The following is a 9,665-nucleotide window of genomic DNA, read 5'->3' as shown; positions in this document are numbered from 1 at the left end:
CGCATCTGCGCAAAATTGCTACGCAATTTTGTCGCTGAGCTCCTCGCAATGACGGCGAGAGAGAATGGCTCACACTCCTCTCGTGCCCCGGACGCAGCGCAGCGCCCCGCGATGCGAAGCATCGTCGGGAGCGGTGCGCTGCAGAGCCGGGGCCCATGCTTCGGCACGGCGCGCGGCTGCTGGGTCCCGGTTCAGCGCAGCAGCGCTATAGAGGCGCTGCAGCGCGTCCGGGACACGGCCGGCATAACGACTGGCGCTTTACGCCGCGGTCGAGGCCTTCTGCGCGGCCTTCGCGGCAGCGGCTTCGGCCTCGTCCTTGCGGATCTCCGACAGGCGCTTCTGCACTTCCGCCGAGAAGATGTATTGCGCCGGGCGCTGCTTGCTCATGTCGATCTCCGGCGCCATCGGACCGGAGGTCCTGATGCCGCGCAGCGACACCCACATCGCCTTCAGCGGGTTGTTGAGGGCCGCAGTCGCCGCCGTCGGCTCGTAGCCGCAATGGGCCATACAGTCGGCGCACTTCTCGTACTTGCCGGTGCCGTAGGTCTCCCAGTCGGTGGTGCCCATCAGCTCCTTGAAGGTCTTGGCGTAGCCTTCACCGAGCAGATAGCAGGGCTTCTGCCAGCCGAAGATGTTGCGCGCGGGCATGCCCCACGGCGTGCACTCGTATTCCTGGTTGCCGGCGAGGAAGTCGAGGAACAGGCCGGAATGCATGAAGTTCCACTTCTTGCCCTTGCCCATCGCGAAGACGTCGCGGAACAGCTTCTTGGTCTTGGTGCGGTTCAGGAAGTGCTCCTGGTCGGGCGCGCGCTCATAGGCGTAGCCCGGCGACATCGAGACGCCGACGCCGAGCTCGACGGTGAGGTCGAGGAATTTTGCGATCTCCTCGGCCGGGTGGCCGTCGAAGATGGTGGCGTTGACGTTGACGGTGAAGCCGCGCGCCTTGGCCGCCTTGATCGCGGACACCGCGCGGTCGAACACGCCCTTCTGCGACACCGCCTTGTCGTGGTGATCCTTCAGGCCGTCGAGATGGACGGAGAAGAACAGGTAAGGGGAGGGCTCGAACAGGTCGAGCTTCTTCTCGAGCAGCAGCGCGTTGGTGCAGAGCGAGACGAACTTCTTGCGCGCGACGAGGCCGCGCACGATCTCGCCGATCTCCTTGTGGATCAGCGGCTCGCCGCCGGGAATCGCCACCATCGGCGCGCCGCACTCGTCGGCCGCGTCCCAGCACTCCTGCGCGGTCATGCGGCGGTTGAGGATCGCATCCGGATAGTCGATCTTGCCGCAGCCGACGCAGGCGAGGTTGCAGCGGAACAGCGGCTCCAGCATCAGCACGAGCGGATAGCGCTTGCGGCCAAGCAGTTTCTGCTTGAGCAAATAGCCGCCGATACGCATTTCCTTGAAGAAGGGGATAGCCATTACAACGTTTCTTTCTGGGCTTTGAATTCAGGTGGGTCAGCTCGCAGCCAATTGGGCCGGAAGCCGGAATTCGATGTTTTCCTCGCGGCCCGGCAGCACCTGGACCTTGACCGGTCCGATCCGCCGCATCGCTTCGATCACGTCATCCACGAGTACCTCAGGCGCCGAAGCGCCGGCCGTAATGCCGACCGTTCTCGCACTCTTCAACCACTCCGGATTGAGCTCGCTGCCGTCGGCAATCAAATAACTCGCGACGCCGGCCTCGGTGCCGATTTCGCGAAGCCGGTTCGAGTTCGAGCTGTTGGCAGCGCCCACCACCAAGATCACGTCGACCAGCTTGCTCAAGTCCCTTACCGCAGATTGGCGGTTCTGTGTCGCATAGCAGATATCCCGGATATCCGGACCTTGAATATCTGTAAAGCGGGCCTTGAGGGCGGCGATGATGTCCTTGGTGTCGTCGACCGACAGGGTGGTCTGGGTAATATAGGCCACTGGCCTATCCGCCGGCAGGCTCAAGGCCTTAACCTCTTGAACGCTTTGGACAAGCAGCACGGGGCCCGGAACCTGGCCCATCGTGCCCTCGACCTCGGGGTGCCCGGCATGGCCGATCAGGATCAGCGTACGGCCCGTGCCGACGTAACGCTTCCCCTGATTGTGAACTTTCGTGACCAGGGGGCAGGTGGCGTTGAGCACCGGAAGGTCGCGCGCGGCGGCCTCTTCCTCGACGCTGCGGGCGACGCCATGGGCGCTGAAGACCGTGACCGCCCTGGGCGGAACCTCGGACAGTTCCTCGACGAAGATGGCGCCTTTGTTTTTCAGGCTCTCGACGACGTATTTGTTGTGCACGATCTCGTGGCGCACGTAGACGGGCGCACCGTATTTCTCCAGCGCCCGTTCCACGATCTCGATCGCACGCACCACGCCCGCGCAGAAGCCGCGCGGTTGCGCCAGATAAACTTCCATGGGACGCCCATCACGCAAGTTGCACCAATCCGCTTTTCAGTCCCCGGCGGCACCCGAACCTGACCAATGAGTTGCAATATCCGCACCATTGGTTCGCGCACGCGGTAGCCGCCCACCCCCGTGGGGCTCCGGCGCATGGAGGCGCAATTCTTTGTGTCAAAAAATCGGCAGCAAGGAAAGGTCGAATGAAACCGTCAGGTCCGGACGCGGTTGATTCCAAGGTATTATAGTAGGGAGATGGGCGCCAGCAAGAGGTGCGACAGGGCTGCTCAACCTTTCGTCACGTTCCCGCCTCAACTCCCCGGCTATACCGACCGCCCCGCATGAATTTGCCCGGTCTCCCGCCGTTTACTTCGAACCTTGTTCCCGGGAGAGCCACCCAAAACAGCAATAGGTTTCGCCCGGGAACTCCGATAAACAGCGGGCGTTTCCGGCAAGCTGTTAACCGCAGAAAGAAAAGAAGTGCTGCAAAGCGTCGTCGTCGCCATCGTCAGGGCCTGCACCCGGTTTGCCTCCCTCGTCGTCGTTCTCGGGCTGCTGCTCTCGGTGGCTGCGGGCTATTACGCTGCCCGTCACTTCGCCATCAACACCGACATCAATTCGCTGATTTCCCAGAACCTTGACTGGCGCAAGCGCGACCAGCAGTTCGACAAGGCGTTCGACCAAAATGAAACGATCCTTGCCGTGGTCGAGGCGCGGACTCCGGAGATGGCGAGCGCAGCGGCAGACGCGCTCTACGCCAAGCTGAAGGATGACAAGACCAACTTCCAGTCACTGCAGCAACTCGGCAGCGGAGAGTTCTTCGAGAAGAACGGCCTGCTGTTCCTGCCGACCGAGGAAGTCGGCAAGATCACCGGCCAGTTCGAATCCGCAGCGCCCCTGATCGAGATCATGGCTGGCGATCCCTCGATCCGCGGCCTGACCGGCGCGCTTGAGACGGGGCTCGCCGGCGTCAAGCGCGGCCAGGTCAAGCTCGACAGCACCGAGCGGCCCTTCAACCTGATCGCGCAGACGGTCGAGACCGTGCTGGGCAAGGGCGACGCCAGCTTCTCCTGGCGCGAGCTCGTCAGCGACGAGCCGCTCAAGGATTCGGACAAGCGAGCCTTCATCGAGTTCAAGCCGATCCTCGACTACAACGCGCTCGAGCCGGGCAAGGATGCCACCGACGCGATCCGGAAAGCGGCTGCGGAGCTCGATTTTGCTGGCAGATATCAGGCGCGGGTGCGGCTGACCGGGCCGATCCCGATTGCCAACGAGGAATACGCCACCGTCCAGGAAGGTGCCGTCGTCAACGGCGTTGGTACGGTTCTCGTCGTGCTGGTCATCCTGTGGCTCGCGCTGCATTCGTCGAAGATCATCTTCGCCGTGTTCGTCAACCTCTTCGTCGGCCTCGCGCTGACGACCGCGGCCGGCCTGATGATGGTCGGATCGTTCAATCTGCTGTCGATCGCCTTCGCGGTGCTGTTCGTCGGCCTCGGCGTCGATTTCGGCATTCAATACAGCGTCCGCTACCGCTCGGAGCGCTACAAGCATAACGACCTTTCGGGCGCGCTGGTGCTGGCGGCCAAGCGCTCGGCGGTGCCGCTGTCGCTGGCGGCGATGGCGACGGCCGCCGGCTTCCTCTGCTTCATGCCGACCGACTACAAGGGCATCGCGGAGCTCGGCCAGATCGCCGGCGTCGGCATGCTGGTGGCGTTCATCTCGTCGATCACCGTTCTGCCGGCGCTGTTGAAGCTGCTCAACCCGCCGGGCGAGATGGAACCGGTCGGCTATGCCTTCCTGGCGCCGCTCGATCACTTCCTGGAGAAGCATCGCGTGCTGGTCGTGGGCGGCACGCTGCTGCTCGCGGTCGCCGGTCTGCCGCTGCTCTATTTCATGAAGTTCGACTTCAACCCGATGAACCTGCGCAATCCGCGCGCCGAATCGATCGCGACCTTCCTCGATCTGCGCAAGGATCCCAACACCGGCGCCAATGCCATCAACGTGATGACCACGTCGGAGGAGCAGGCGAGGGCGGTCGAGGCGAAGCTGGAGAAGGTGCCCGAGGTGCTCAGGGTGATGTCGCTCAACAGCTTCGTGCCGGAGGACCAGCCGCCGAAGCTGAAGCTGCTCGCGCAGGGCGCCAAGGTGCTCAATCCCGCGCTCAACCCCGATCAGATCGACGCGGCGCCGTCGGATCAGGAAAACGTCGAGGCGCTGAAATCCTCGGTCGATAATCTGCGCCGCACCGCAGGCGATGCGAAGGGCCCGGGTGCGGTCGCCTCGCGCCGTCTGGCCGACGCGCTCGAAAAGCTCGCCAATGGCGACGAGGCCACGCGCAACAAGGCGCAAAACGTATTCGTCATGCCGTTGAAGATCGTGTTCGACCAGCTCAGGAATGCGATGCAGGCCGGACCCGTCACCCTGAACTCATTGCCCCCCGATCTCGTCAGCGCCTGGAAGAGCAAGGACGGTATCATCCGCGTCGAGGCGCTGCCCAAGGGCGATCCCAACGATAACGACACGCTGCGCAAATTTGCGGCGGCGGTGCTCGTTGCCGAGCCGACCGCCATCGGCGGGCCGGTCTCGATCCTGAAATCCGGCGACACCGTGGTGCGGGCGTTCATCCACGCCGGCATCTATGCGCTGCTGGTGATCGGCCTCCTGCTGTGGATCACCCTGCGCCGCTTCGTCGACGTGCTGATGACGCTGGTGCCGCTCCTGGTTGCGGGCGCGGTGACGCTCGAGATCTGCGTGCTGATCGGCCTGCCGCTCAACTTCGCCAACATCGTCGCGTTCCCGCTGCTGCTCGGCGTCGGCGTCGCCTTCAAGATCTATTATGTCGTGGCCTGGCGCTCGGGCAGGACGAACCTGCTGCAAACCAGCCTGACGCGCGCAATCTTCTTCAGCGCGCTGACGACCGCGACCGCGTTCGGCAGCCTGTGGCTGTCGAGCCATCCCGGCACCTCCAGCATGGGCAAGCTGCTTGCCCTCTCGCTGGTGACGACGCTCGCGGCCGTGCTGCTGTTCCAGCCGGCCCTAATGGGCAAACCCCGCAATCTCAGGGAGTAGGCAGATGTCGCCGACCGGGTCCGCGGCGCCCTTCTGACCGGGCTTGGCGGCGGCCGGGGCCTTCGGGGCTGCGGGCGCAGGCGCGGCGGCAACCGTCGTGCCTGCGGCTTTCGGCGTCGCGGCCGGGGACTTCGGCGCGCCCTTGGCGTTGGCGGTGCTCAAGGGGATCGGCGGACCAACCCGGGTCCAGGTCTCGCCTCCGCAGAGGAATCCCATCACGCAGCCCTTGATTTCGAGCTGGTCGGTGCCGACAGGCGTGATGGTCGCGCTGTAGATCTGGCCGTCCTGGGCGTTATAGACCTGTCCTTCCCACTGCTCGGCGCCGGGCTTCTTCTTCATGTCGATCAGCGTCGCCATGCCCAGCGTGGGCCTGTTCTTTTTCGAGGCATCCGGATTGTTCTCGTCGCGCCCGCCGGGCTTCTTTTCCCAGGCCACCGCGCCCCACATGCTGCCATTGCATTGGGCGACACGGATGTTGGCGACGCCGTCGGCGACGCGCCAGTCGCCGGTGGGATCGGCGGCGAGCGCCGGGGTCAGGCAGGCGCAACCGCCAGCCAGTATTAGTCCGGTGTAAAGGGCTAAACGCATGATAGTTCCTCGGCAGTGCAACATGGTTTAAAGCTGTGCTTGCGAAGATGGTCCGAAAAAGGGCAAAAGGCCGCACAGACCGTTTTCAGTGACGGTCCCTTTTCAGTTGACGAGACGACCCTCAACCGAAGTATGTAACGGATGCACAGCCCAAATCCAGACATGTCTCAGCTATTCGCGGACCGTCAGGCCCAGCGCAGCACCCTGCATAATCGGTATCTGAACGAGCAGTTCGTTCGGGTCCTCAAGACCATCGGCTACGATGTCGGCTTCCAGAAGGGGCAGGGGCAGTATCTCTACGATCGCGACGGCGCGCGCTATCTCGACCTGCTGTCCGGCTTTGGCGTGTTTGCGATCGGGCGCAATCATCCGGTCATGCGCGATGCGCTCAAGAGCGTGCTCGATGCCGACCTGCCTAACCTCGTCCAGTTCGACGTCTCGGTGCTCGCGGGCGTGCTCGCCGAGCGGCTGCTGAAATATGTCCCGTATCTGGACAAGGCGTTCTTCGCCAATTCCGGCGCCGAATGCGTCGAAGCCGCGATCAAGTTCGCGCGCGGCGCGACGGGCCGCCCCGGCATCGTCTATTGCGCCCACGGCTATCACGGCCTGACCTATGGCGCGCTGTCGCTGACCGGTGATTCGAACTTCCGCACCGGCTTCGAGCCGCTGCTGCCGGGCTGCACTTCGATCCCGTTCAACGATCTGGCCGCGCTGGAAAAGGCGCTGGCCTCGCGCGAGGTCGCGGCCTTCGTCGTCGAGCCGATCCAGGGCAAGGGCGTCAACATGCCCACCGACGAATTCCTGCCCGGCGCCGCCGCGCTCTGCAAGAAATACGGCACGCTGTTCGTCGCCGACGAGATCCAGACCGGCATGGGCCGCACCGGCCGCTTCCTGGCGGTCGAGCACTGGAACGTCGAGCCCGACATGGTGCTGCTGTCGAAGTCGCTCTCGGGCGGCCACGTGCCGGTCGGCGCGGTGCTGACGCGCAAGGCCATCTTCGACAAGATCTTCAATCAGATGGACCGCGCGGTGGTGCACGGTTCGACCTTCTCGAAGAACGACCTCGCCATGGCCGCGGGCATCGCCACGCTCGATGTCATGGAGTCCGAGAAGCTGATCGAGTCCGCCGCCAAGCGCGGCGCCGAGCTGCGCCTCGCGCTGACGCGCATGGTGCCCGGCTACGAGCTGATGAAGGAAGTACGCGGCAAGGGGCTGATGATCGGCGTCGAGTTCGGCCCGCCGAAGTCGCTGCGCCTGCGCGCCTCCTGGAACGTGCTGGAAGCGGCCAACAAGGGCCTGTTCTGCCAGCTCATCACCGTGCCGCTGTTCAAGGATCACAAGATCCTGACGCAGGTTGCGGGCCACGGCAGCCACACCATCAAGCTGCTGCCGCCGCTCACGATCACGGAGGAAGATTGCACCTGGATCGAGAAGGCGTTCGACGATGTCATCGCCGGCAGCCACAAGGTCCCCGGCGCGATCTGGTCGCTCGGCAAGACGCTGGTGGACAACGCGGTGCGAAGGTCGGCGTAACACTCCAGCCGCAAAGCTGAAGGGCCGTGTCGGCCGTTCAACCGTGCACGCTGTACCGCCAGAGTTCAAGCATATTCAGGACCGTCAAACCGGCGAAGCCCGCGAGTATGGCGAGCGCTGCGAACCAGACCCATTGCTTGCGATCCTTCAACGCCAGCAACGTGGCACACGCGGTAGCGAACATCGACGGCAGGCCGGCGCAAGCGATCATCAAAGCAACCATTTTCGTTCTCCTCGACAGCTCCAATCTGATGCAGAACTGTCGGGAGCACCGTGAGGCGCGTCACGGGGAGGCCGGCCCGCGGGCCTGACGCAGACTTGCTACCCCTCCACATTCGCCTTCATCGCCGCCTCGAACTTGTCGACGAACTCGGCGAGCTCGTCGCCGCCGATGTCGCTGACGGCCCAGAAGTTCAGACCGCGCTCGCCCCAACGGCGGCAATTGAAGCCCTGCATGGTCTGCGTCTTCGGCGGCCGGTGCTCGGTGCTCGATGTCTGTGCTACGAACAGGTTGATCACGTGCTGGCGCCGCTTGTAGACGACGGCGCCGATGGCGCGCGCGTCGATGTAGTCGAGACGGCCGCCGACCAGTGTAAAGCCTTGCGCGGTCAGGTCGATCACGGGCGGGGCGACGTCGAGCTTGCCGTTGAACCACGGCTTGACCGTATGCTGGTCGGTCGAGACCACGTCGATGAGATGGCCGGCCTGCAGCGAGCGCAGATGCGCGGAGACGACCTCCGAGAGGATGCGCTGCTGGTCGTCCTGGCGCAGCACCACGGCGACGATGCCTGTGGCGGCGAGCGCGGACACAGCTGAGCCCATCGCAAAGCCGCGCAGCACGGAGCGGCGGGTCGGCTGGGGCTGCGCCTTCGGCAGCGAGGCCTCGATCTTGTTGCGCAGGCTCGCGGGTGCGGTGTAGCGCAGATTGGTGTCGGCAAGCGCGCGCTGCATCTCGCGCTGCGCCGCGAATTCGGCGGCGCAGCCGGGACAGCCGGCGATATGGGCTTCGACCTCGCGCGCATGGCCGGCGTCGAGCTCGCCGTCGAGCAGCGCGTGAAGCATGATCCTTGCTTCGTCGCAGGTCATCTTGAGTGCTCCTCTTCCGCCGTCCAGGCCGCGCGCAGCATGGCGCGGGCACGGGCGAGGCGGGACATCACGGTGCCGACGGGGGCGCCGACGGCCTCGGCGATTTCACGATAGGACAAATTGTTGATCTCGCGCAGCACGAAGGTTTCCCTGAACGGCTCGGCGAGCGCGTCGATCAGCTTGCGGATGGCGCCGGCATCGCGGCTGCGCAGCACCTCGGTTTCCGGGCTGGCCTCGTTCTCCTGCCAGATCGGCGTCTGATCGGCCGCGCCGGGCGTATCCTCGATCGCACTGGGCCGCGACGCCCGCCTTGCATATTCGGCGTTGCAGACGTTGCGCAGGATCGCGAACAGCCAGGGTTTCATGGCCGGGCCGCGATAGCTGTCAAAGTGCTTCAGCGCCCGCAGATAGCATTCCTGCACGGCGTCTTCGGCGTCGGAGGCATCGCGCAAGAGATAACGCGCGAGCGTATAGACATCGTCAAGATAGGGCAGCGCCGCCTCGCGGAAGCGCTGCGCCTTCTGCAAATCGTCGTTGGCGGGCATCGCTCCTCGCTTTGCCTCTTGTCCTGCTTGCGGCTTCGTTTCGTCCCTGTTCGTGCCGGTCGGGTGCACGACCGAAGGCGCACGAGCCCGGCCGGCGTGGGACCACCGGCCGGGCAAGACGTTGATGCCTTGGTTGGAGACGTTACTCAACCTTGATCATCCCCGTCATGTGCGGGTGCAACGAACAAAAATACTTGTAGTCGCCCGCGTTGGTGAAGGTGAACGAGAACTTGTCGTCGGTGTCCAGGGTCTTGGACCTGAACTTGCCGGCCGAGACCACGGTGTGAGGAATATCGTCACGGTTGGTCCAGGTCACGGTGGTGCCGACCTTGATCTTGAGCTCGGCCGGCTGGAAAACGAAATTGTCGATATGAACCTCCAGATCGTCGGCACGGGCTGTTGCAGGCAGCAGGATGGCCGCGGCCAAAGCGAGACCGAGGTCGACACCGAAGTCGCGGCGGTTGAGAGTCTTCATTGTCA

9 protein-coding genes are annotated in these 9,665 nt (G+C 64.3%); 2 read left to right on the top strand and 7 right to left on the bottom strand.

Going from position 1 to position 9,665, the window contains the following annotated elements; translation table 11 throughout:
- Positions 1-258 precede the first annotated feature (258 nt).
- Together hpnH and ispH are read right to left on the bottom strand one after the other, a co-directional pair.
- Positions 259-1,419, bottom strand: coding sequence for an adenosyl-hopene transferase HpnH (hpnH, locus tag Q0743_RS11965; protein ID WP_298241721.1), 1,161 nt, complete (start codon positions 1,417-1,419; stop codon positions 259-261).
- A 36-nt stretch (positions 1,420-1,455) separates the two neighbouring features.
- A complete protein-coding gene (ispH, locus tag Q0743_RS11960) occupies positions 1,456-2,382 on the bottom strand; it encodes a 4-hydroxy-3-methylbut-2-enyl diphosphate reductase (RefSeq protein WP_298241720.1) in 927 nt (308 codons plus the stop codon).
- 462 nt (positions 2,383-2,844) lie between these two features.
- Between ispH and Q0743_RS11955 the strand changes: the two genes are divergently transcribed.
- The gene (locus tag Q0743_RS11955; protein ID WP_298241719.1) at positions 2,845-5,433 is read left to right on the top strand and encodes an MMPL family transporter; all 2,589 of its coding nucleotides are present in this window, start codon (positions 2,845-2,847) and stop codon (positions 5,431-5,433) included.
- Here the strand turns inward: Q0743_RS11955 and Q0743_RS11950 are convergent.
- The gene (locus Q0743_RS11950; RefSeq protein ID WP_298241718.1) at positions 5,401-6,021 is read right to left on the bottom strand and encodes a DUF2147 domain-containing protein; all 621 of its coding nucleotides are present in this window, start codon (positions 6,019-6,021) and stop codon (positions 5,401-5,403) included. The genes Q0743_RS11955 and Q0743_RS11950 overlap by 33 nt on opposite strands.
- 141 nt (positions 6,022-6,162) lie before the next feature.
- Here Q0743_RS11950 and hpnO point away from each other — a divergent pair, with 141 nt between their 5' ends.
- Positions 6,163-7,554, top strand: a complete 1,392-nt coding sequence (gene hpnO / locus Q0743_RS11945; RefSeq protein WP_298241717.1) for an aminobacteriohopanetriol synthase HpnO — start codon at positions 6,163-6,165, stop codon at positions 7,552-7,554.
- 37 nt (positions 7,555-7,591) lie between these two features.
- On the opposite strand, the gene Q0743_RS11940 is transcribed toward hpnO, so the two are convergent.
- The 4 genes from Q0743_RS11940 to Q0743_RS11925 all read right to left on the bottom strand — a co-directional run bounded on the left by Q0743_RS11940 (position 7,592) and on the right by Q0743_RS11925 (position 9,660).
- Positions 7,592-7,777 carry a hypothetical protein gene (locus Q0743_RS11940; RefSeq protein WP_298241716.1) on the bottom strand — a complete coding sequence of 62 codons (186 nt, stop codon included), beginning with the start codon at positions 7,775-7,777 and terminating at the stop codon, positions 7,592-7,594.
- Positions 7,778-7,875: 98 nt separating this feature from the next.
- Positions 7,876-8,640, bottom strand: coding sequence for an anti-sigma factor (locus tag Q0743_RS11935; RefSeq protein WP_298241715.1), 765 nt, complete (start codon positions 8,638-8,640; stop codon positions 7,876-7,878).
- The gene (locus Q0743_RS11930) at positions 8,637-9,185 is read right to left on the bottom strand and encodes a sigma-70 family RNA polymerase sigma factor (protein WP_298241714.1); all 549 of its coding nucleotides are present in this window, start codon (positions 9,183-9,185) and stop codon (positions 8,637-8,639) included. The genes Q0743_RS11935 and Q0743_RS11930 overlap by 4 nt, the downstream gene beginning before the upstream one ends.
- Before the next feature lie 142 nt (positions 9,186-9,327).
- Positions 9,328-9,660, bottom strand: a complete 333-nt coding sequence (locus tag Q0743_RS11925; RefSeq protein ID WP_298241713.1) for a cupredoxin family copper-binding protein — start codon at positions 9,658-9,660, stop codon at positions 9,328-9,330.
- Positions 9,661-9,665: the final 5 nt, after the last annotated feature.

The organism is uncultured Bradyrhizobium sp. (genome assembly GCF_936943645.1).
Lineage (GTDB): Bacteria > Pseudomonadota > Alphaproteobacteria > Rhizobiales > Xanthobacteraceae > Bradyrhizobium.
This window is presented reverse-complemented; position numbering and strand designations above follow the sequence as displayed.